Below are 22,306 nucleotides of genomic sequence, written 5' to 3'. Positions count from 1 at the left end.
TTCACCTATGGGAGTGTCGTGTGGAAAATCAGATCGAAACAGTTGCGACAACAATTGCCGAAGCGACTGATTCAGACATCCTGCTGTACAGCGGGGATATTGAACGCCCATACGATGACAAGCTCTTAGACATATGTCTTGAGAGAAAGCGTCGCAAAAATGTGATGCTTTTGCTTTGCTCGCGCGGCGGCAATCCTGACGCAGCATACCGCATGGCGCGTGGATTGCAAGACTATTATGAGAAGTTTACCGTCCTGCTTGCAGGCCGGTGCAAGAGTGCCGGTACGCTGATCGCCATTGGCGCGCATGAGTTGGTAATGTCTGACCACGCTGAGCTCGGTCCGTTAGACATCCAGCTTGGCAAGAAAGACGAATTGTTCGAGACGGCTTCAGGCTTGACGGTGTTGAGCGCACTGACCGAACTTGAGAACAAGGCTTTCGAACTGTTCGAAAATGCGTTTCTGCGCATCAAAATTCGGAGTGACGGAAGTGTCACCTTCAAAACTGCGACGCTTATAGCAACGGAGCTGGCGAAAGGTGTCGTTGCGCCGATAATGGCTCAAGTTGATCCAATGCATGTTGGCGAAGTTTCAAGAGCGATGAAGATTGGGCAGGAATATGGGCGACGGCTTAGCGATCTGTCGAAGAACCTTGGAAGTGATGCTCTAAGTGCGCTAGTAGACGAGTACCCGTCCCACGGTTTTGTTATTGACCGTAAAGAGGCTGCGAAGTTATTTGTGAATGTAAGAAACACGACAGAAGACGAAGGGCTGTTAGTTAGCTTGCTCCGTTCGGTTATGAGAACTCCTAAAACCGATGGTCCGATTTTGTTCTTTATGTCGAAGACGAAGACCGAGGTCTCAAATGACAGTGATAACGCGTCAGGTGTTAGTGAAGGAACAAATACAGCAGGAGCGCGAGATGGAGCAGATCAAGAAGCTGTCCGAGACGAAGACCCGCCAAGACCGGGAGTCATCTCAGAGCTCTTTGCGCACGAGAAAACTGGAACCTAGCATAGGGGTGATGCCTTCTATGCAGGTTTTGAATGGTCGACCTTAGCCGATAGGTAACCTAGAGAGTTGACCCGTTGCGCTAGCTCACGATACACTTTTTAAGTTTGGCGATGCGTCCGTCTTTTCCACCAAGAACAGACTCCGCAGGACCGGCTAAGCCCCACGCCGGCGGGTCTTCCGTCGAGGTTGAGACGAGCGGGTCCGGAAGTTTCGCCCCACGCACCACCCATTCAGCAGGAGAAGAACGCGCTGGGAAACGGTTTGCAGTCTTGGCCGTCACCGCGCACGAGGGTTTCACTATGTACGCAGTCATCCGCACAGGCGGAAAACAGTATCGCGTTGCTCCAGGCGACGTGTTGAAGATCGAAAAGGTCGCAGCCGAGAACGATGTCGTCGAGTTCAGCGACATTCTCGCCATCAGCGGCGAAGCGGGCAAGTTCGAGTCGTCCCTCGAAGGCGCCAAGGTGACCGGCACCGTCCTCGGCCAGGGCCGCGGCGACAAGATCCTGGTCTTCAAGTTCAAGCGCAAGAAGCAGTACAAGCGCATGCAGGGCCATCGTCAGGCCTTCACGGAAGTGAAGATCAACGAAGTGCTGGTCAACGGCAAGAGCTTCAAGGCTTAGGCTTTCGAATTCGATTTCAACAAATTCTCTGCGGACCCGCCTGAGTGCGGCGCGGATCGAGGTATAGAAATGGCACATAAAAAAGGACTTGGTTCTTCCAAAAACGGCCGCGACTCAAACGCGCAGCGACTTGGCGTCAAGCGCTTCGGCGGCCAGGTTGTCACCGGCGGCTCCATCCTGGTTCGCCAGCGCGGCACACCGCTGAAGCCCGGCCTGAACGTCGGCCGCGGCAAGGACGACACCCTCTTCGCCAAGATCGACGGCATCGTCCGCTTCCAGGATCGCGGCATCAAGGGCCGCTTCGTCTCGATCGACCCGATCGTCGAAGTCGCCGAAGTGGCTGCATAACTCACAAACTTTCGCCACAAACAAGAACTCCTCGCTTCGGCGAGGAGTTCTTGTTTGCTACTTGCCTTGTTCGGCAGGCATGGTATTTGACGCAGGGGGAGGTGGACCCGGCGGAGGCCCATTCGGCCTCGACCCCGGCGGACGAGGCCGGGGCACACGCGTGACCTCAAAGTTCGTGATCTTCCACACGCCGCCCGCCAGCCGCTGGTAGACGCGCGTATAGCGGTACTCGCCCTTGAGCGGCGCGCCTTCATTGGTGCCGTCGATGTCGGCGTGCCCGGTGACGATCGCGACCGAATCCACCAGCTTCACCTTGATATCGGTCAGGTCGATGCTCGTGACGGTCAGGGCGCGGTCGCGGATGCGGTCGAGCTGCTGTTCCTTGGTGTTGATCTGTCCAGTGATCGAGATGCCGACGTAGTCGTCCGCGAGCAGCTTATCCATGGCCACGGGGTCGCCCGCAAGCTGCGCCGTGCGCCACTGCTGTTCCAGGTCTTCGATCTGGTGCTTGGCGTTGGGCTTATGGGGTGTCTTGGTCTTGGCTTTGGCGGCGTACGCACCCACGCTGACCAGCAGCAGGCAGCAGCAGAGCAACAGGCGGTTTGGAGTCGAGCGCTGGAACATAAGCGTACCGGATAGTAGTCCGGATTCCTCTTCCAAGTCAAAAAACCGGCGAATACCGGCGTTATGGGGGGATGCTAGCAGACCGCGGTCAGATTCTGGATCGAACGTTCGCGCATCTTCTGGTAGAGTCCGCCGATGGCGTGCTCCTGAAAGTGCGGCGTGTGGCGATGGTGTTCGAGCGCTGCCTCATCCACATACTGCTCATAGATAAGTACCACATTCGAATCGTCTTCCACAAAGTGCGGCACATAGCTGACGCACCCCGGCTCCTGCCGGGATGCCGCCGTGAGCGCCCGCAGGTTCGTGGCGATGGCCTCGTGATCGTCCGCGTCGAAGCGCATTCGTACGATAAAACTGATCATCCCCACGTCCCCCGGCAGTACAGTTGAGCTGCTGTTATGCGTCCAGAAACGCCGCGAAGTCGGGCAACGTCATCGTCTGCGCGCGATCGGGGCCGGTCGAAACCATGCCGATCTTCGCGCCGGACTCCTTTTCGACGAAGTGCAGGTAATCCTGCGCCAGCTTCGGCAGCTTGTCGAACTCGGTGATGCCTTCGGTGGAGCAGTTCCAGCCCTTCAACGTCGTGTAGATCGGCTTGATCGACTCGAAGCCGCGGATGTCGGCCGGGATGCGGTCGGTCACCTTGCCGTCGATCTTGTAGCCGGTGCAGACCGGAATCTCCGGGCACTCGTCCATCACGTCCATCTTCGTGACCACCAGCCACTCCGTGCCGTTGATCATGTTCGAGTAGCGGAGAAGCGGCAGGTCCAGCCAGCCGCAGCGCCGCGGACGGCCGGTGACCGCGCCGAACTCGTTGCCGCGCCTGGCGAGCAGCTCGCCCATGACGCCAAAGTCCTCGGTCGGGAACGGGCCTTCGCCCACGCGCGTGACGTACGCCTTGGTGACGCCGATGACGGCGCCAATCTTCGTCGGGCCGACGCCCGTGCCGGTGACCGCGCCGCCCGCCGTCGCCGACGAGCTGGTGACGAAGGGGTAGGTTCCGTGGTCGATGTCGAGCAACGCGCCCTGCGCGCCTTCGAACATGACCTTCTCGCCGTTGTCGATCGCCTCGTTCAGCATGTAGGCGGTATCGGTGACGAAGGGCGCGACCTGCTCGGCGAGGCGCGAGTACTCCTCGTACATGCCCTTGGGGTTCAGCGGCTCGGTGCCGAAGAGCGCATGCGCGATGGTGTTCTTCTCGTGGCAGGCGTTCTCGATATGCGTGCGCAGCAGCGCGGAGTTCAGCAGGTCGACGACGCGCAGGCCGTTGCGATGAATCTTGTCCTCATACGCCGGTCCGATGCCGCGGCGCGTGGTGCCGATCTTCGTGCGGCCGGGCGCGGTCTCCGCCGCCAGCTCGATCATCCGGTGATAGGGCAGGATGACCTGGGCGCGATCCGAGACGAAGAGCTGCCCGTCGACCGGCAGGCCGGCATCGCGCAACTTCTTGACTTCATTGAGGAAAGCAGCCGGATCGAGCACGACTCCATTGCCGATGACGCCCTTGCAGCCGGGGCGTAGCACGCCGCAGGGGATCAACTGCAGGACGAACTTGCGTCCGTGGATGATGACGGTGTGGCCGGCATTGTGACCGCCCGCATAGCGCGCGACGACGTTGAACTTCTCCGACAGCACGTCGACAATCTTGCCCTTACCCTCATCGCCCCACTGGGCGCCCAGAATGACCGCTGATTTACGCTGACTCACGAAGGATATTGCTCCAAACCGCTCAAGTAGGGCCCACGCGAAATGCGCGGATGCCCATGCTTGATTCTATACCTCGCTGTGCCTAATGCCGCGCCGGCGCCGGTGCAAAGGGATCGGTTGGCGGCTTCTTTCCATAGTTGCTGCCGTAGACGAAGAGCATGCAGTACTGCATCGGGCCGATGAGGCCGTCGGGCAGCGGCTGCATCTTTCCGGCCTTCAACACACCGTTCAGCGCGGCGTGATCGTACAAGCCGCTGCCTGAACTCATCATGACCCGCGGGTCGACGACCGTGCCGTCCTGCTCGACCTTGAACCGGATCTGGACGACGGTCTTGTCCTTCGGGATGGGCGAGCCGAAGGGCAGCTTCCAATGCCCGCGAATCTGGTTCGTCACCGACGTGAAATAGCGCGAGAGCTGGAAGTTGCTGTCGTCCGTGATCTTGCCCTTGCTATGCCAGCCGGAGTCCGACGGCGCGGAGCACCAGGCCTCCTCATCGATGGGCGCGGGCGGCGGCGCGGGTTCGTGGTCGGAGCTGGCGATCACCCGAGTAGAGGAAAACGGCGGGATGATGCCAGCACTCTTCGGCAGGACCAACGGGGCCGGCGCGTCCGGTAGCGGCTGCTGCGCCTGCTGACAATAGGCCGACGAAAACGCGGCGCAGAGAGCCAGAGCGGCGGCCACGCGAGCTGGGATGGGGGGTGGCATTGGCTAAAGGATAAATGGAGGCTGCTCGCAAAAATACGAAGAACGTGCAAAAGAATTAACCTGTGGAGGTGCCTGAGCTACCCGAAGTCGAAACCGTCGCCAATGGCGTCCACGACCGCATCCACGGCCTGACCGTCGAGCAGGTCTGGACCAGCAACAAGCCGCAGACCTTCAAATCGCCGCCGCAGGAGATCGTCGAGACGCTCACCGGCGCGCGCATCGACGGGGTGCGGCGCGTCGGCAAGACGATCGTCGCCGACCTGAGCCGTGGTGGGGAAAAGGCGCAGTTCCTGATCCACCTCGGCATGACGGGGCGTCTGCTGGTCTCTGCGCCGGAGGTCCCGCATCCGCCGCACACGCATGCGATTCTTGCGCTCTCGAACGGGCAGGAGCTTCGCTTCGTGGACGCCCGGCGGTTTGGCCGGCTTTCGGTCTCGAAGGAGAGCTACGGCGGGCCGGGCACGGAGCCGCTAACGATCTCGCCCGATGCCTTCGTTGCGCTGTTCAAAGGCCGCAGGACGCCGATCAAGGCCGCGCTGCTGAACCAGTCGCTGCTGCATGGCGTGGGCAATATCTACGCCGATGAGAGCCTGTTCCGTGCCGGCATCCGGCCGAAGCGTCACGCCGGGCGGCTGACCCGCGCCGAGCTGCTGCGGCTCCGGATCGCCCTGATCGAGGTCCTCGAACACGCCATCTCGCTTGGCGGTTCGTCGGTCTCGGATTATGTCGATGCGGACGGCGTGCGGGGATTCTTCCAGCTCGAACACAAGGTCTACACCCGCACCGGCGAGCCGTGCCTGGTCTGCGCGACGCCGATCCAGAAGATCACCGTCGGCGGACGGAGCACGCACTTCTGCCCCGTCTGCCAGCGGTAAATCAAGACCTCAATGCATCGCCGGACCGTCGGCCGCCGGCTTGATCTTGCCGATCAGCAGCACCAGCGGGATCATGCAGGTGCAGAAGACCGCGAAGATGGCGATGATGTCGAGATACGCCAGCATCGCCGACTGCCGATGCATCAGGTTGTAGATATAGGCCTGCGCGGTATAGACGCCGGGGCCGGTCAGGTTATTGCCGCCCGAGTGGCCGCCGAAGAAGCCCTTCAGCATGCCGACCTGGTTGTCGAAGTTCGGGCTTCCGGGCGTCAGGTGGCGGATCATGTAGGCCTCGTGCCGCTGCGATCCGCGCGACAGCATCGTCGCCACGAACGCCGTGCCGACCGAGCCGCCGATGTTGCGCGCCAGGTTCGTCAGGCCGGCGACGTCGTTATTCTGTGCGCGCGCGACCCCCGTATAACTGATCGTATTGATCGGGATGAAGAGAAACGCGAGCCCCGACGCCTGGTAGACGCGCAGCCACATGATGTATTTGAAGCTGGACTCGAGCGTCAGCGCCTGATGCATCCAGATCATCGAGGTGGCCAGGATGGAGAAGCCGAAGCAAATCAGCCAGCGCGGGTCGGTTCGGCCGATCAGGAAGCCGACCACCGGCATCATCAGCATGATGCAGATGCCGCCCGGCGAGATCACCTGTCCGGCGAGCTGCGCCGTGTAGCCCAGCAGCGTCTGCACGAACTGCGGAATCAACACCGTGGTGCCGTAGAGCGAGAAGCCCAGCACGAACATCAGGATGACCGGGATTGAAAACGTCCGGCGCTTGAAGAGCGTCAGGTTCAGGATCGGCCGGTTGCCCACCCTGATCTGATAGAGCTCCCAGAAGACCAGCGTAATCAACGAGATGACGCACAGCCAGAAGAAGAAGACGATGATGTGCGAGGCGAACCAGTCGTCCTCCTGGCCCTTGTCTAGAATGAACTCGAGCGAGCCGAAGCCGGCGGCGAGCAGGCCGAAGCCCATCAGGTCCAGTTGCAGGCCGCCCTTTTTCGACTCGGCGACTTCGCGCGTCACGTGCGGTGGATCTTCGACCAGCCGGTTCGTCAGGTAGAGCGACAGCATCGCGATGGGGACGTTGATGAAGAAGATCCAACGCCAGTTGTAGTTGTCCGTGATCCAGCCGCCCAGCGAAGGCCCGATGGCCGGCGCGCAGACGACCGCCAGCCCGTACAGCGCAAAGGCCTGACCGCGCTGCTTCGGTGTAAACGTGTCGGCGAGAATCGCCTGTTCGGACGGCGCCAGACCGCCGCCGCCCGCGCCCTGCAGCACGCGGCAGAAGATCAGGATCGGCAGCGAAGGTGCCAGACCGCACAGCATCGAGCTGACGCCGAAGAGCACCACGCAGATCATGTAGAACTTCTTGCGTCCGATGAAGGTCGTCAGGTAGGCGGAAGCCGGCAGAATCACGGCGTTCGAGACCAGGTAGCTGGTCAGCACCCAGGTGGCTTCGTCCTGCGACGCGCCGAGCGAACCGGCGATGTGCGGCAGCGCCACGTTCGCGATGGAGGAGTCGAGCACCTCCATAAACGTGGCGAGCGTAACCGTCAGGGCGATCGCCCAGATGTTCGCCTTCGGCCGCCATGCGGCGTCGGCGGCGTGTTGTTGAGCTTCTGTGAGGGTTGCGGTAGCGGCAGCCATGTAGAGTTTTCGATTCCACGGGTTGCTTGCCGATGCAAAGATTGTTGCGACCGATTGGTCTCTTGTGGTGACAGTGTCCGATTGTTATTGTGTTGTCCAGCGAACGGCGGGAGAATGAAGCGAGCGCTGGAGATTGATGAACAGAGAGTTCGTACTCGACGTTTTGCGTGAGCACGCTCTGGAGCTACAGGCTGCCGGAGTCGCTCATCTGCGCGTCTTTGGATCGGTGGCGCGCGGGGAAGCCGGGCCGGAGTCGGATGTGGACCTTCTCGTCGATTTCGACCAGCGGAAGCGCGTGACGCTGGTAAGCGTGGGCAGCCTGGAGCACCGCCTCGGCGCTCTACTGGGCGCGAAGGTGGAGCTGTCCTCGGCTGCATGGATGCGAGAGCCGATTCGTGAGCAGGCGATCCGGGAGGCCGTGGTTGCCTTTTAGAGACGCTCGGATGCATTTTCAAGACATCCTCACTGCCATCGCACTGATCGAAAGTTTTCTGGCAGGCTTCGATTTCGCCGCGTATGAAAACGATCAGAAGACGAGATCCGCTGTAGAGCGGCAGCTCCAGATTGTGACTGAGGCTGCATACCGGTTGGGTGACGAGGGCGGTGCGCTTTGCCCCGGCCCGGATTGGAAAGGGCTGATGGGGATGGGCAACATACTCCGGCATGGCTACCATCGGGTGGACGACAGGATCGTCTGGGACACGGTGCAACTCGATCTGCCTTTCTTGAAGGAGTCAGTCCAGCGTGCTTTGGCAATGATGGTTCCATAAGAAAGGTTGCAGATAATCCTCGTGAACGTTGTGACACTTGAGAAGGTGTATGTATGGGCAAAGCAAGCGCCTGTCGCAACACTACTGTAGGTCCTGGAGCGGCATATCACTCCTGGAGCCAACGATGCGATCACCCAATCAACGACTCATACCTCTCGCCGTAGCCGCAGTCCTCGTGGCCGGAGGCAGCCACAACATCCAGGCTCAGGCTCCAATCACGCACGGCACAGAAACGGAAGTTCTTCGCTCGGACGGTGAAGGTTGGCCACCGTCGACGTATCAGTTTGCAGGCGCGAAGCTCGGGTTGTATACAGTTGCCGAGCCGCATAAACGGAGGATTTGCAAGAACCCTCTTTTTATGGTGGAGAGTGTGAGTTGTATGCACGGCTCCAATAAGCCGACCATCTACGCAAGGGCAGACGTCGAAAAGTTGACCGGTCCTCTAGCCCACACGCCTTGGTGGACCTATCTCTTCCCCCTTGGCATCGGAGGAGGCATCATTACGGGGGCCGTCTACCTATCGTCAGTGACTATCATTGGTGCAATCCCTGTTGCCGTGGTCGGAGGCTTTTTCCTCCTGTATTACGCTGTCTACACTGTGGCGGACGCTCGCGGTGCAGACGACGCGACGATTTATCGCAATCCAATGAGTGGACTTCATTGATTCCTGATAGCGCTTTCTCGTTACCCTAGCCCCTACTGGACGATTGCCTGTAGCATCACTGCTACAGGAGCCACCATGCACCCCGATCTTGAAAAGCTAATCGTCCTCCAGCAACACGACGTCGAGGCGCGCCGTCTGCGCGAGGAGATGGTCGCGCTGCCGAAGCAGGTCGCGCAGTTGCAGACCAAAGCCGCCGCGCTCGCCGGTCAGCGCGCCGTCGTCGTCGACCTGCTGGCGAAGGAGGAGGCGCTGCGCCGCCGGCAGGAGTCCGACGTGAAGGACCAGCAGGCGAAGATTGAGAAGACGCGGAAGAAGGTTGAAGGCGCGACCGTCGCGGCGCATGTGACGGCGTTCGAGCATGAGATTGCGTTTGCGAAGGGCGAGATCGCCAAGCTCGAAGACGCGGAGCTGGAGTCGATGGAGCGGACCGAGGAACTCGAAGCGCAGAAGCGCGTCGCCGACAAGGCCGTCGCCGAGGCGGAGGCGAATCTGGCAAGCGCCAGCGCAAAGTCAGCCGAGACGGTCGCGGCGGACAAGCTGCTGCTGGCCGCGGTCGAAGTGAAACGCACGGCGCAGCGCGCGCTCATCGGCGAGACGGCGCTTTCGATCTACGACCGCATCGCGAAGGCCAAGGGAACGGGCGTCGCCGAGGCGCTGAACCAGAAGTGCATGGCCTGCCAGATGATGTTTCGCCCCCAGCGCTGGAACGACCTGCGCAACCGCGACAACGACGCCGAGATGATGACCTGCGAGAGCTGCGGACGGCTGCTCTACTACGACCCGGCGCGGGACTCGCCGCAGCGCAAGGTGGTCGAGGTGGAAAGCATCGCGGCGCGCATCGTGCGCGGGTTGTAAAGCGTGCGGAAGATGCCCCCGGCGGGTGATTTCGCGCATGCCTTCACCGGGCGTATTCTTCAGTCAAGATGAAACGAATTTGCATCGACATGGACGAGGTCATCGCCGACGCGGTTACCGAGCATCTCCTCCGCTATAACCGCGACTTCAACGAGGAGCTGACGCAGGCCGACCTGCATGGCAAGTGGCTGTGGGACGTGGTGCGCGTGGACCGGCATCCGGCGCTCGAAGCCTACATGTGCTCGCAGGACTTCTTCCGCGTGCTGAACGTCATGCCTCACTCGCAGCGCGTCATCCGCGACCTGCAGAAGGACTATGAGGTCTTCATCGCCACCGCCGCCATGGAGGTGCCGACCTCGTTCATGGCCAAGTACCACTGGCTGGCCGAGCACTTCCCCTTCATTCCGCCGTCGAACGTCGTCTACTGCGGCGATAAGGCGATCCTGAAGGCCGACTATCTGATCGACGACAACCCGCGCCAGCTCCGGCGCTTCACCGGCGAGGGCATTCTCTACAGTGCGCCCCACAACGTGAACGTCACGGGATTTCGCCGGGTGAAGGACTGGCTGGCGGTGGAGCAGATGTTCCTGTCGGGCAATGGACGCGGGCTGGGCGACCTGTAGGTCTCTAACCGAAAAGTTTGTCGTCCTGACCCTGATTTGTCGTCATGACCCTGAACAGATCGGTCGTCCTGACCCTGAACGTTTGTCATCCTGAACTGAAGGTTTGTCATCCTGAACGCAGTGAAGGATCTGCTTCTCGGACCGGCATGGTCGCCAGTTCAAAAAAGCAGATCCTTCACTGCGTTCAGGAGGACAGTTACCCGGGTTCAGGTTGACACCCTATCGGGTTTGGGTTGTCGACGCTAAGGATTCGACTTCGCCGCCGGCGCGACCGTCACGGAATATGAAGACGAGACCTCCATCTTCGGCTGAAGACTCTTGGGAACTGGCGGCGCAAGCGCGGTGGACTGCGTCGTCTCAGGCTTGGCGCCCGGCCACTGGTAGGGCGCGCGGAGCGCCTCGCCATAGCCCATCATCGGCATGCGGCTGGCGCGGTTGTAGTCCGGGTCGAAGGCGACCCAGGCTTCGTCCTTGCCCTTTTCCTTCAGCAAAGGACCGCCGTTGGTCAGTTGGATCTCATGGCCGCCCGCCATAATGGTCAGCGTGTTGCCATTGAACGCGTTCTTCTGAGGCGTCGAGTTGGGGAAGTGGTCGAGCGCGACGATAGCCGTGCCGACACCCGGGACAAAGAAGTAAGTAAACGGCGCGTCGACCGGATAGTTCAGATCGACCTTCGCGACCAGTCCGTCGACGGTCAGGATGCCGTCATGCACCCGCGTGTCGATATGCCTGGGCGCGGGCTCCGGTTTGCCGTTACTCGTAGCGGTCGGGTGAAAACCATTCGCATTCGAGGCAGAGCCCGAGGAGACAAAACCCTGCGAGAAGAGCGCGCCTGGCAGCGCCAGCGCACCCACAAGTATCGCGGCCTTCAGCAGAGGCCAGCGGTACGACCGAAAATCCGCACTGCGTGGGGTGGAAAATGAGTAGGTCGTCATCGGAAGTCTCCATGGACAAGCCCGGCCGAAGCCGAGCGTCAAAGGTGAGAACCTCCAAGGCTCACAGAAAAGTGGTGCCAAGACGGGCGATGCGCGGAGACGGTTAGCCCACCGAATCCGCGCTACCCAAACAAAACAAGGTTTGCGGGACATGTCTCAAGCCCGGAGACTACATCCGCACTCAATGCGATGTGTTGCCCGAAAGCGAGGTTGCTCACCGGCGCGGAAGAATTTATTGAAACGACATCGAATCCCACGCGACAGCCCGCCACCGGCCCATGTAGGATGATCCGCGCCCCGCAACAACCTTCATTTCGCAGTCCACACCAGGGAGAAATAGGCACGCATGGCGCAGCTCGTCGAAGTCCCGCACTCCGCACCTGTCAAGTTGGCGAACCCCGGCCCGCTCGGCCTCGCCGGCTTCGGCCTCACCACCTGCGTGCTCTCGGCCATCAACGCCGGTCTGCTGCCGCACGAGGCCGTCCCGGTCGTCGTGCCGCTCGCCTTCGCCTACGGCGGCGTCGCGCAGTTGATCGCCGGCGTGCTGGAGTTCAAGACCGGCAACACCTTCGGCATGGTCGCCTTCACGAGCTACGGACTGTTCTGGTGGTGGTTCGCCTTCCTGCAGTGGACCGTCGGCGCAGGCTGGCTGAAGGCGCCGCCCGCCAGCGCCGTCGCCCTCGTCCTGCTGATGTGGGGCATCTTCACCTTCCTGCTGTGGATCGTGACCTTCCGCGCGAGCAAGGCCGTGTGGAGCATCTTCCTGCTGCTGTGGATCACCTTCTTCCTGCTCGCCGCAGGAGACGCCGGCTACGGCACGGGGCACGCCGGCGGCTACCTCGGCCTGGTCACCGGCGCGGATGCGCTGCTGGTGGCTTTCATCGAGGTGCTGAACGCCACGGCCGGACGCGTCGTCATCCCGCTCGGAGAGCCGATTCTCCGCTAGACCGCGAACTCATCCTGGACATCGAAGGGCGCACCCGAAGGGAAAGGTGCGCCCTGATCTATGAAAGCGGGTATGCCCAGGTATGTCTTTTCATGGGTCGCATACAGATTTCCATAGATCGGTTTCTTGAGAAAGTCTCGCAAAGTGATGAAGTTGCGGGTTTTTCACAGTCTCTTTACGGCTTCGTAACTTTGGCCCATGACGTGCAATGGTGAAGATTACCAACATCTAGAGTTCGGGCGCATGCCCGGCGGAATTTCACCGCATCACGTTAACCGGGCCCATGCCCAGGAGCCGCCACTTGCGAAATATCTCCTCACCGCTTCTCAAATCTTTATTCGCGGTCACTCTGTTAGCTTCACCCTCCGCACTGATGACGCCGTCGGCCTTCGCGCAGGTTACCAGCGGTAACCTTGCTGGCATCGTCAAGGATTCTTCCGGCGCTGTTGTGGCCAAGGCGACCGTCACGGTCACCAACCAGGACACCGGTATCTCTACCACGACCACCACGAACGGAAGCGGCGAATATCTGGTCCTCAATCTTCTGAGCGGTCGTTATGACGTCACCGTGAAGAACTCGGGCTTCCAGAATTACAATCTCAAGGGCGTCGTCATCGACACCAACAAGACCTCGACGTCCGATATCACCCTCGCTGCCGCGACCTCGCAGTCGGTTGAGGTGACGGTCGATTCGGGCGTCACCATCGACACCACCTCGACCAACCTCACCGCAACCTACTCGACCGAGGAGCTCTCCACTCTGCCGAACACGACGAGCGGCGAGGGCGTGCTCAACGCAGCCCTGCTCAGCCCCGGCGTCACTTCGTCGGGCGGCGTCGGAATCGGCGTCGGCGGTTCCATCGGTGGTCAGCGTCCGCGCAGCAACAACTTCACCATCGAAGGTATCGACAACAACAATAAGGCCGTCACCGGTCCCCTCATCTACATCCCGAACGACTCGGTCGCCAACTTTACCATCATCACCGACCAGTTCTCGCCTGAGTTCGGTCACTCCACCGGCGGTCAGTTCAACACCACCGTGACCTCGGGAACCAACGCCTTCCACGGCAAGCTGTACGAGTACATGAACAACCGCAACCTGAACGCAGCGGCAGGCGTAGCCGGTGGAAAGATCTTCCCAATTCCGCGTTACGACTACAACCGTTACGGCGGCCAGCTCGGCGGACCGATCTGGAAGGACAAGCTCTTCTTCTTTGGCAACTTCGAGCGTCAGACCACCGGTGAGAGCCTCAGCTATTACCTCTGCACGCCGACCGCTGCCGGTCTCACCACCCTGAAGAGTCTGACCGGCTACGGCTTCAATACGACCAACCTCAACGCGATTGAGACCTACGTGCCGGCAGCCACCGTCACCGGCGCCGGTGGAACTGGTATCGATGCGGCAGCCGACGTCGCCTGCGGTAACCAGGCGAGCGGTCCGCAATACCTGACGGTCACCAACAACACCACGGGTACGGGAACGGCAACGCAGTCCACCAACATCCCGCTGGGTAACCTGCTTGTCTCGGCCCCGGTCTTCACCAACTTCGATGCGCTCACCACGAGCATGGACTACACGATCTCCAGCAAGGACTCGCTGCGCGTCCGCTACCTCTACAACACCGAAGGCACCTCTGACGTCGCCGCTTATCTGCCGACGTTCTTCGTCACGACGCCGTACAAGTACCACCTCGCCACGATCTCGGAGTACCACAGCTTCACGCCGAATCTCACGAACGAGTTCCGTATCGGCTTCAACCGCTTCGCCAACACCATCACGGCGCCCCAGCAGTACAGCGCTTCGGTCGGTTCGTTCCCGAACCTTACCTTCGATGACCAGGGTTACGACGACGTAGGACCGGATGGCAACGCTCCGCAGTTCACCATCCAGAATCTCTTCCAGGTCACCGACAACGTCAGCTGGGTCAAGGGCAAGCATGCCATCAAGATCGGCTTCGACGGTCGCAAGTACATCTCGCCCCAGCAGTTCACGCAGCGCGCTCGCGGCGACTACGAGTGGTCCGCTACCGACTACTTCCTTCACGACCTCGCGCCGGACGAGTTCGGCCAGCGTTCCAGCGGCACGCACACCTACTACGGCGACCAGACCGCGCTCTACGGCTATATCAACGACACCTGGCGCGCCACACCAACCCTCACCATCAATGCCGGTCTGCGTTACGAGTTCACCTCCGTTCCGGTGGGCGAGCGCACGCAGGCTCTCAACGCCGGTTCCAGCGTTGCCGGTCTCATCAGCTTCCACGCGCCGCAGCCTGCATACACCAGCTTCGCTCCGCGTGTCGGCGTCAACTGGGCGCCCGATTCCAAGACGTCCGTGCGCGCAGGCTTCGGCGTCGCATACGACGTGCTCTTCGACAACCTGGGTACTCTGTCCTTCCCGCCGCAGCTCTCGACCACCTCGAACGTAGTGGCGCAGACGACGCCCGCAAGTCCGCAGTGCACGACCGCCCAGACCGCGACCTGCATCTATGCATTCCTTGCGCCGAACTTCCTCACCAACGGCGGTCTGCCTGCCACGTCGAGCGGTACCTTGACGACGGCCCAGGCCATCGCAGGCACCTCGGCCTATCTTCCCAACCAGGTCGTTCCCTACGCTGAGACCTACAGCCTCACGGTTCAGCGCACCTTCGCGTCGAACTACACTGCTGAGATCGGCTACCTCGGTACCCGCGGCATTCACCTCCCGACTCAGATCCAGCTGAACAAGCAGCCGGCTGTGAACGCCACCAACAATCTCTACACCGTTGCCGGTACGACCACCATCGAGAGAGCGGGAACCTCCGCTACGAATCTCGCTGCCATCAACACCGCGAATGCCGTCATTCCGGCTTTCCGGGCGGCTGGCTTCACCAGCACCATCACCTCTTACCAGCCCTTCTCGCAGTCCAGCTATAACGCCCTGATCGCCAACCTCAGCCGCCGCATGCAGCACGGCCTTCAGTTCAGCGCCTCGTGGACCTGGTCCAAGACGATGGACGATGCGACGGCCGAGGTCTTCGCTACCGTTCTCACCCCGCGTCGTCCGCAGAACTCGCAGTGCGTCGCTTGCGACTACAGCCGTTCCGCTCTCGACCACACACACCGCGTCGTTGTTGAGGCCGTCTACAATCTCCCGTTCTTCCAGACGTCGCACAACTTCTTCCTGAAGAATGGCGTCGGCAACTGGACGGTCTCGCCTATCTATACCTATGAATCGCCTGAGTACGCCACCGCACTCTCGGGATTCAACTCCAACCTGAACGGCGACAGCGGCACTGCGATCGATCGCCCTCTTATCAACCCGAACGGCGTCAAAGGAACTGGAACCGGCGTGAATCCCATCGTCGTCGGCGGCCAGACGGTCGGATATAGCGCTAAGAACCCCAATGCTTACTACGTGGCTGCCGGTTCCGGCACGCTTCCCACCGTCGGCCGCAATACGCTGCCGATCAACCCGATCAACAACTTCGACCTGTCGCTCTACAAGCGGGTTACGATCTTCGAGCACTACTCCGTCGAACTCGGAGCTCAGGCCTATAACGCCCTCAACCATGCCCAGTACATTCCGGGCTCGGTCGATGGCGTCGACAGCAAGTCCTACACGGGAAGCTACAACTTCCAGACCGTCTCCAACGCACTCTTCAACAAGCCCAATGTGGAGTTCGGCAACAATGCCCGCACCATCCAGGTCTCGGGCAAACTGATCTTCTAACAAAACCTGCAGCAATTCTTGTAGAGGGACAGGCCTTTCGGTCTGTCCCTCTTTTTTGCCTCCTGTGAATAGAAATTGTGGTGAAAACGCCACAATTCCTCTGGCATTCCCAGCTTCTTCCGTGCCCCTCGGTTTACCCGCCTGTCCCTGTCATTTTCAAGTAAAATAATGGGATAACCATGGCTGACGATCTCTTTCCAGAAGACCCGCTCGACCCGCAGAATCCGGACGCTCCCTCCCCGCAGGACGCCGCTTCGAACAACCCGCCGCCCGCCGGAAGCCCACCCGACGGCGGGAACAATGTGCAGGGTCGCGGCGCCTTCAACATGTTGTCCATCAACATTGAAGAGGAGATGCGCCGGTCGTATCTCGACTACTCCATGTCGGTCATCATCGGCCGCGCGCTGCCCGATGTCCGCGACGGTCTGAAGCCCGTGCATCGCCGTATCTTGTACGGTATGCAGGAGATGGGCCTGCAGTTCAACAAGAAGTACACCAAGTCGGCCAAGGTCGTCGGCCATGTCATGGGTAACTATCACCCCCACGGCGACTCGGCCATCTACGACACCATGGTCCGCCTGGCCCAACCCTTCAGCTTGCGCTACCTGCTCGTGGACGGCCAGGGAAACTTCGGCTCGGTCGACGGCGACCCGCCGGCTGCCATGCGTTATACCGAGTCGCGCATGACCCGGCTTGCGAGCGAGATGCTGGCCGACATCGACTCCGACACGGTCGACTTCGTCGGAAACTACGATGAGTCGACGGTCGAACCATCGGTTCTGCCGACGCGTTTCCCGAATTTGATCGTCAATGGCGGCTCCGGTATCGCGGTCGGCATGGCGACTAACATTCCGCCCCACAACCTTTCCGAGGTTGTCAACGCCTGCCTCGCGCTGCTGGAGAAGTCCCCGCAGGATCACCGCCCGGACCTCGAACTCTGCCTGGAGCATGTCCTCGGCCCGGACTTCCCCACTGGCGGCACGCTCTTCGGACGCACCAACATCCCGCAGGCCTACCGAACCGGCCGCGGACGCTTCATGATGCGCGCCAAGTGCCGCATCGAGAACATCTCCGGCGGCCGCCAGGCCATCATCGTCGAAGAGATTCCGTACCAGGTCAACAAGTCGAAGCTGATCGAACGCATCGCCGAGCTGGTCAACGAAGGCGTCATCACCGACATCGCGCGCGACGAGTTCCGCGATGAGTCCGACCGCGACGGCATGCGCATCGTCATCGGCCTCAAGCGCGGGGCCGAGCACCAGATCGTACTGAACCAGCTCCATAAACACACCCAGATGCAGGAGTCGTTCTCGATGATCTTCCTGGCCGTCCACAACGGACAGCCCAAGGAACTGTCGCTCGACGCCGCCATTCGCGCCTTCCTCGAACACCGCCAGGACGTCGTCCGCCGGCGCACCGCCTTCCTGCTGGGCAAGGCGCGGGACCGTGAGCATATCCTGCTTGGTTACCAGATCGCGCTCGACCACCTTGACCAGGTCATCCGCATCATTCGCCAGTCGACCTCTCGTGCCGATGCGCGCGAAAACCTCTTTGCCTTCTTCAGCGGCAAGACCGTCAGCCTGCGCGGCGCGGAGCTGGCCGGCGTCACGCTCGACCCGGGCAAGTACAACATCGACACGCGCTTCCTGCCGACCACCGCAGCCGGCGTCGCGACCCTCATCCTGTCGCTCAAGCAGATCGACGCGATCCTCGAACTGCAGCTCTACCGCCTCACCCAGCTCTCGATCGACGAGTTGCTGAACGAGCTGGCCCGCATCCGCGAGAATATCGCCGAGTATGAGGCCATCCTCGGCGACATCCGCAAGCTCAAGGCCGTCATCGCCGCCGAACTGCGCGAGATCCTCGCGAAATACGGCGACGCCCGCCGCACCCAGATCCTCGACGAGGCCGCCGATCTCACCCTCGAAGACCTCATCACCGACGAGCAGGTCGCCGTCACCGTCTCGCACACTGGCTACCTCAAGCGGACGCCGATCACCACCTACCGGCAGCAGCGCCGCGGCGGCACTGGGCGCATCGGCATGAAGACCCGCGACGAGGACTTCGTCGCGCAGCTCATCATCGACTCCACCCACGCCTACCTGCTCTGCTTCACCAACACCGGCCGCGTCTACTGGGTCAAGATCTACGAGATCCCCGACACCGGCACCACCGGCAAAGGCAAGGCCATGGCCTCGCTCATCGACCTCCAGCCGGGCGAGAAGGTCGTTACCATCCTCGCCGTCAAGGATCTGGTTGAAGAGGGCAAGAACATCCTCTTCGCCACCCGCAACGGCACCGTCAAGAAGACGCCGCTCAAGGACTTCTCGAACGTGATGGCGCGCGGCATCATCGCGATCGGCATCGACAAGGACGACGAGCTCATCACCGCCCGTATCACCGACGGCAATCAGGTCATCTTCCTCGCCACCCGCGAAGGCATGGCGATCCGCTTCGACGAGCAGGACCTCCGCGCCATGGGCCGCCCGGCCTATGGCAACCGCGGCATCAACCTGCGCAAGGGCGACTACGTCATCGGCGCCGCCGTCACCCCGGGCCAGGCTGCGCGCGAGTCCCAGCGCCGCGAACGCGCCGAAGCCCTCGGCCTCACCCAGCAGCTCGAAGCTGTCACCGGACCCACCTCCGCGCTTGCCAGCTTCCGCGACGCAGGCGCCGCCCCCGCCGAAGGCCAGGAGCTACTCGGCTCCGACACTCCCATCGACGACGAGGCGCAGGCCAAGCTCGACAAGCTCGACGAGAAGCTCGGCCTCACCCCCTGCCTCATCCTCACGGTGTCCGAGAACGGCTACGGCAAGCGCACCGACGTCGACCGCTACCGCCTGCAGTCGCGCGGAGGCACCGGCGTCATCAACATGAAGACCACGCCCAAGATCGGCAAGGTCACCAGCATCCAGCTCGTCGACGACACCAGCGAGCTGATGGTCATCAGCCAGTTCGGCAAGATCATCCGCATCGACACCAAACAAATCCGCGCCGCCGGCCGAGGCACCATGGGCGTCAAACTCCTCGACATGGACGCCCAGGACAAGGTCGCCGCAGCCATGGTCATCCCCCCCGAAGAAGCCAAGGTGCAGCCGGAGAACGGGACGTTGTTGTAGTGGCTGAACGGCTCTATCTCGACTCCTGCGTACTGAATCGTCCCGGCGACGATCAGCGCCAGCCGAGAGTGCGAGCTGAGTCTGCCGCTATTGCGAAGATCCTGGACATCGCCGTAGCAGGCGGCGTCCACTGGATCGCGAGCAGCGTCGTCGAGTTGGAACTTAAACGCAATCCCCGTCGAGAACGACGGGAAGATGCTCTTTTATTGCTGTCGTTGACGTCGGAGTTCGTTCATCCGACGCCCGCCAGCTTTCAACGTGCGATTGCCCTTCGTGCTGAAGGATATGGCGACTTCGACGCCCTCCACCTCGCGGTCGCGGAGCTGACCAAAGTCGATTGCCTGCTGACGGTCGACGATCGCTTCCTTCGGCGCGCGGGTCGCAGACCCAATAGTCCGGTACCGCGAGTGGAAAATCCGATAAACTGGGGTCGCAGGAGGTCGCCATGGCTACTCAACCCGTAAGCGACATGACCGACGAACAGTTCGACCGCCACGCGATGACCATTCTCGCCCGGGAACTCGGCGCTGGCGGACTTGCGCGCTTCATCAGCTTGCACCGCTCCGGCCCCGGCGACTACACAGCAGACCGCCATCAATGGCTCGCTGGCGTCACCATCGAAGATATTGCTCGCGAATTGACGAAATAGGCAGTCCTCGAGCTTTTGGTCAACCCAACGACTTTAAACAATCTAGATCAGATTAGCTAGTTCGAAGTCCTCGACTCGCGCGCCGCAAGTTCGGAATTGATGGCCTCGCTCAAATTTTCCTTGGATATAACTCAGCCTATATGGCTTAAGAACGCCTGAGATCAGGGCGAGTTCGGAGGAAGTAGAGCATCATTTGCCCTCCAAATCCTTCAGCATCACCTCACGCAGCATCTGGTTAGCCCGCGTCTGATACCCCGCGCCATCCTTCTTCAGCCAGGCGAGCACGTCCGCATCCAGCCGCAGGCTCACCGCCTCCTTCACCGGCTGGTAGACCCTCCGCGCGCCGCATTCTTCCGTCCAGGGACATCCCCGCCCCGCGTATCCTCATCCAGTTAACCAGGAACAGGAAAGAGGTACGCATGTCCGACATCATTGCCAGCGCAGTCCCCATCGAGCACCCCAAGGCGCCGCACGACCCCCACGAGATCAACCCCAAGATGGCGTCCGATATCGCCTACTGGGCGAAGGAGTTTGGCGTCTCCGGCCAGTTGCTGCATGAGGCTATCCGCGTCCACGGCACCCACGTCGAGAAGGTCCGCCACGCGCTCGCCACCAACTCCGTCAGCTTGGAGTAGTCGAGACCAGACACGCACGCCCCATGCAGCGCCGGGTCTTCCGGGCCGCATGGGGCGTCGGTGCGAGTAGGCTACTTCGCCGTCATATCGGCGTTCAGACGCACCGTGCCGCCGCTGTACGTGATGTTGCGGCTCCAGTCCTCGAAGCCCTTTTTCTTCACCACGATCTTGTGTTTGCCGGGCTTGAGCGTTACGACGGACGGCGTATTGCCGACGAACTCGTCGTCCACCTCGATATCGCAGTTCGGTACGCTTGCCTCCACGCTCACACCCTGGGCGACCGCGGGAGCGGCTGCGGTCTGCACGACGATCGGGGCCGCGGGCGCGGCTGCCACGGCTGCGGCTGCCGCGGCGGCGGATTTCAGCTCGGTCGCATGCGCGGACCAGTGCGCGAGGATCGCCTTGCAGGAGTCCTGAACCGACCCGCCGACCGACAGCGTCGACTCGGAGAAGATGCTGTCGCCGTTCGTGCGGACGAAGACGGCGACCTTGTCCTTGTGCGCCAGGAACGATTTGCCGCCCTCGTGGTCCAGTTCGACCACATAATCCACCATCTGCGGAAGGTTGTTGATGATGACCTGCGGGCATCGCTGGCCGAAGGTTTTGATGATCTCCGCCGTCTGCGGGCGTGCGCCGCCGGAAGCGCTGCTGGCGAAGCCGCCGCCGCTGCGGTTTCCGCCGCCGCCGCCGCTGGCTGACATGGACCATGAGTTGCTGTCGGTGATGAAGACGCGAGCCTGATCGGCTGGCGCAGCCGATGGTGCGACGGGTGCGGCTGGGGCTTGGGCGAATGCGGTTGATCCCGCAGAAAGCAGGCAGAATACGGCGGCAGAAAAGATCTTCACCGGGGCCTCGAGTCACAACTTGGATGCGAGAACTCTATCTGCGAAACCGTGCCGGTGCAAGTGCCCCTTAGTGGTACGGCGATGGTGGGAAAGAACTTAGCTTTCGGTCTGCTCGCGTACGTCGACGTACTCTTCCGTAAACGGCCGCTTGCGAAAGGTCGTCCAGAAGTAGTTGATGGTGTAGCGGGCGGCGATGGTCAGCATGCCTTCCTTCTTCAGCCGTCGCGCGCTGGAGAACATCTTGAGCCGGAAGGTGAACTCGACTTTTCCTAAACGATTCATTCTACGAGCGATATCGGTGTCTTCGCCGTAAAAGGGGATCGACAGATTGAAGCCGCCGATCTGCTGCAGCGCCTCGCTGCGCAGCACGAAGTTGCCGCCCTGCACCATCGATCCTGCCCGCAGAATGTAGCGGTTGGTCACATAGACCATGAACGCCAGCAGGTAGAAGACATGGACGCTCACGCGTTGCGACGGCGTGAGGTCGTAGTAGACGACCGGGCCTGAGAGCGCGACAAGATTCTTCTCCTCGACGAAGGCGGCCAGCACCATGTCGACCCAACCGGGCGTTAGGCGGGAGTCGGAGTCGACGTTGGCGATCAGCTCGCCCGAGCTGGCGCAGAAGCCGGCCTGCCGAGCATAAGTCAAGCCCTTGCGCGGTTCGTCGACGACCGTAACTCCGACATAGGAAAGCGCGACCGCGCGCGTCCGGTCGGAGCTGGCGTTGTTGACGACGATGATCTCGCAGTCGAGCCCGCGTGTCTGGGCCAGAATCGACTCCAGGCACGCCGGCAAGTAGGCCTCTTCGTTGTACGCAGGAATGACGAAGCTGATCCGCATCCCACAACGCTAGTCCGGGGTTGTTACAGCCGCGCTAAATCTGTGTGTCTATATAGATACTTCGCTGGATGTGGACTCGCCCGGTCCGGCTGCACTGCGTCGAATATCGGCCCAGGCCAGCGCGTCGAGAACCGGCAACCGGACCCTGACGAAAGTGCCGC

The 22,306-nt window shown here is 61.4% G+C and carries 22 protein-coding genes and 1 pseudogene; 14 read left to right on the top strand and 9 right to left on the bottom strand.

Going from position 1 to position 22,306, the window contains the following annotated elements:
- Positions 1-20: 20 nt before the first annotated feature.
- The 3 genes from CHB87_RS17740 to rpmA all read left to right on the top strand — a co-directional run bounded on the left by CHB87_RS17740 (position 21) and on the right by rpmA (position 1,984).
- Entirely contained in the window at positions 21-1,013 is a 993-nt protein-coding gene (locus tag CHB87_RS17740) for an SDH family Clp fold serine proteinase (RefSeq protein WP_176441843.1), read from the top strand.
- 299 nt (positions 1,014-1,312) lie between these two features.
- Positions 1,313-1,636 carry a 50S ribosomal protein L21 gene (gene rplU, locus CHB87_RS17735; protein ID WP_089409771.1) on the top strand — a complete coding sequence of 108 codons (324 nt, stop codon included), beginning with the start codon at positions 1,313-1,315 and terminating at the stop codon, positions 1,634-1,636.
- 69 nt (positions 1,637-1,705) lie between these two features.
- Positions 1,706-1,984: a 50S ribosomal protein L27 gene (rpmA, locus tag CHB87_RS17730; RefSeq protein WP_089409770.1), complete on the top strand. Its 279-nt coding sequence runs from the start codon at positions 1,706-1,708 to the stop codon at positions 1,982-1,984.
- Positions 1,985-2,041: 57 nt separating this feature from the next.
- On the opposite strand, the gene CHB87_RS17725 is transcribed toward rpmA, so the two are convergent.
- From CHB87_RS17725 to CHB87_RS17710, 4 genes are all read right to left on the bottom strand, one after another.
- Positions 2,042-2,608, bottom strand: coding sequence for a nuclear transport factor 2 family protein (locus CHB87_RS17725; protein WP_089409769.1), 567 nt, complete (start codon positions 2,606-2,608; stop codon positions 2,042-2,044).
- A gap of 74 nt (positions 2,609-2,682) precedes the next feature.
- Entirely contained in the window at positions 2,683-2,970 is a 288-nt protein-coding gene (locus tag CHB87_RS17720; RefSeq protein ID WP_089409768.1) for a putative quinol monooxygenase, read from the bottom strand.
- Positions 2,971-3,004: 34 nt separating this feature from the next.
- Positions 3,005-4,315 (bottom strand): adenylosuccinate synthase, encoded by a 1,311-nt coding sequence (locus CHB87_RS17715; protein WP_089409767.1) that lies wholly within the window; start codon positions 4,313-4,315, stop codon positions 3,005-3,007.
- 82 nt (positions 4,316-4,397) lie between these two features.
- Complete coding sequence (locus tag CHB87_RS17710) at positions 4,398-5,021, bottom strand: TonB C-terminal domain-containing protein (protein ID WP_089409766.1); 624 nt, start codon at positions 5,019-5,021, stop codon at positions 4,398-4,400.
- Between the two features lie 68 nt (positions 5,022-5,089).
- Between CHB87_RS17710 and mutM the strand changes: the two genes are divergently transcribed.
- On the top strand, positions 5,090-5,896 hold the full coding sequence (gene mutM / locus CHB87_RS17705; protein WP_089409888.1) for a bifunctional DNA-formamidopyrimidine glycosylase/DNA-(apurinic or apyrimidinic site) lyase: 807 nt from the start codon (positions 5,090-5,092) through the stop codon (positions 5,894-5,896).
- Positions 5,897-5,905: 9 nt separating this feature from the next.
- On the opposite strand, the gene CHB87_RS17700 is transcribed toward mutM, so the two are convergent.
- Positions 5,906-7,552 carry a DHA2 family efflux MFS transporter permease subunit gene (locus CHB87_RS17700; protein ID WP_089409765.1) on the bottom strand — a complete coding sequence of 549 codons (1,647 nt, stop codon included), beginning with the start codon at positions 7,550-7,552 and terminating at the stop codon, positions 5,906-5,908.
- A 136-nt stretch (positions 7,553-7,688) separates the two neighbouring features.
- Between CHB87_RS17700 and CHB87_RS17695 the strand changes: the two genes are divergently transcribed.
- From CHB87_RS17695 to CHB87_RS17675, 4 genes are all read left to right on the top strand, one after another.
- Complete coding sequence (locus tag CHB87_RS17695; protein ID WP_089409764.1) at positions 7,689-7,985, top strand: nucleotidyltransferase family protein; 297 nt, start codon at positions 7,689-7,691, stop codon at positions 7,983-7,985.
- A 10-nt stretch (positions 7,986-7,995) separates the two neighbouring features.
- Positions 7,996-8,322 carry a HepT-like ribonuclease domain-containing protein gene (locus CHB87_RS17690; protein WP_089409763.1) on the top strand — a complete coding sequence of 109 codons (327 nt, stop codon included), beginning with the start codon at positions 7,996-7,998 and terminating at the stop codon, positions 8,320-8,322.
- 739 nt (positions 8,323-9,061) lie between these two features.
- Positions 9,062-9,841, top strand: a complete 780-nt coding sequence (locus tag CHB87_RS17680) for a zinc ribbon domain-containing protein (RefSeq protein ID WP_089409761.1) — start codon at positions 9,062-9,064, stop codon at positions 9,839-9,841.
- 68 nt (positions 9,842-9,909) lie between these two features.
- Entirely contained in the window at positions 9,910-10,464 is a 555-nt protein-coding gene (locus CHB87_RS17675) for a 5' nucleotidase, NT5C type (RefSeq protein ID WP_176441842.1), read from the top strand.
- Between the two features lie 242 nt (positions 10,465-10,706).
- On the opposite strand, the gene CHB87_RS17670 is transcribed toward CHB87_RS17675, so the two are convergent.
- A complete protein-coding gene (locus CHB87_RS17670; RefSeq protein WP_089409759.1) occupies positions 10,707-11,399 on the bottom strand; it encodes a hypothetical protein in 693 nt (230 codons plus the stop codon).
- A gap of 346 nt (positions 11,400-11,745) precedes the next feature.
- Between CHB87_RS17670 and CHB87_RS17665 the strand changes: the two genes are divergently transcribed.
- From CHB87_RS17665 to CHB87_RS17645, 5 genes are all read left to right on the top strand, one after another.
- Complete coding sequence (locus tag CHB87_RS17665) at positions 11,746-12,345, top strand: acetate uptake transporter (RefSeq protein WP_089409758.1); 600 nt, start codon at positions 11,746-11,748, stop codon at positions 12,343-12,345.
- Between the two features lie 301 nt (positions 12,346-12,646).
- Positions 12,647-16,057 carry an outer membrane beta-barrel protein gene (locus tag CHB87_RS17660; RefSeq protein WP_245818068.1) on the top strand — a complete coding sequence of 1,137 codons (3,411 nt, stop codon included), beginning with the start codon at positions 12,647-12,649 and terminating at the stop codon, positions 16,055-16,057.
- 179 nt (positions 16,058-16,236) lie between these two features.
- Positions 16,237-19,176 (top strand): DNA gyrase subunit A, encoded by a 2,940-nt coding sequence (gyrA, locus tag CHB87_RS17655; protein ID WP_089409756.1) that lies wholly within the window; start codon positions 16,237-16,239, stop codon positions 19,174-19,176.
- A complete protein-coding gene (locus tag CHB87_RS17650) occupies positions 19,176-19,640 on the top strand; it encodes a type II toxin-antitoxin system VapC family toxin (protein WP_089409755.1) in 465 nt (154 codons plus the stop codon). The genes gyrA and CHB87_RS17650 overlap by 1 nt, the downstream gene beginning before the upstream one ends.
- On the top strand, positions 19,622-19,825 hold the full coding sequence (locus CHB87_RS17645) for a hypothetical protein (protein WP_217897068.1): 204 nt from the start codon (positions 19,622-19,624) through the stop codon (positions 19,823-19,825). Before CHB87_RS17650 ends, CHB87_RS17645 begins: the two co-directional genes overlap by 19 nt.
- 189 nt (positions 19,826-20,014) lie before the next feature.
- Here the strand turns inward: CHB87_RS17645 and CHB87_RS17640 are convergent.
- Positions 20,015-20,155: pseudogene (locus tag CHB87_RS17640) on the bottom strand (BrnA antitoxin family protein); the annotation flags it as partial.
- An 89-nt stretch (positions 20,156-20,244) separates the two neighbouring features.
- Here CHB87_RS17640 and CHB87_RS17635 point away from each other — a divergent pair.
- Positions 20,245-20,460 carry a DUF3606 domain-containing protein gene (locus CHB87_RS17635; protein ID WP_089409752.1) on the top strand — a complete coding sequence of 72 codons (216 nt, stop codon included), beginning with the start codon at positions 20,245-20,247 and terminating at the stop codon, positions 20,458-20,460.
- Between the two features lie 71 nt (positions 20,461-20,531).
- On the opposite strand, the gene CHB87_RS17630 is transcribed toward CHB87_RS17635, so the two are convergent.
- Both CHB87_RS17630 and CHB87_RS17625 read right to left on the bottom strand, forming a co-directional pair.
- Entirely contained in the window at positions 20,532-21,305 is a 774-nt protein-coding gene (locus tag CHB87_RS17630; protein WP_245818067.1) for a PEGA domain-containing protein, read from the bottom strand.
- 96 nt (positions 21,306-21,401) lie between these two features.
- Positions 21,402-22,145 carry a glycosyltransferase family 2 protein gene (locus CHB87_RS17625; RefSeq protein WP_089409750.1) on the bottom strand — a complete coding sequence of 248 codons (744 nt, stop codon included), beginning with the start codon at positions 22,143-22,145 and terminating at the stop codon, positions 21,402-21,404.
- Between the last annotated feature and the right edge of the window lie 161 nt (positions 22,146-22,306).

Source organism: Granulicella rosea (genome assembly GCF_900188085.1).
In the GTDB taxonomy this organism is placed as follows: domain Bacteria; phylum Acidobacteriota; class Terriglobia; order Terriglobales; family Acidobacteriaceae; genus Edaphobacter; species Edaphobacter rosea.
Note: the sequence above shows the minus strand (reverse complement) of the source record. Positions and strands in the feature narration are given on the sequence as shown.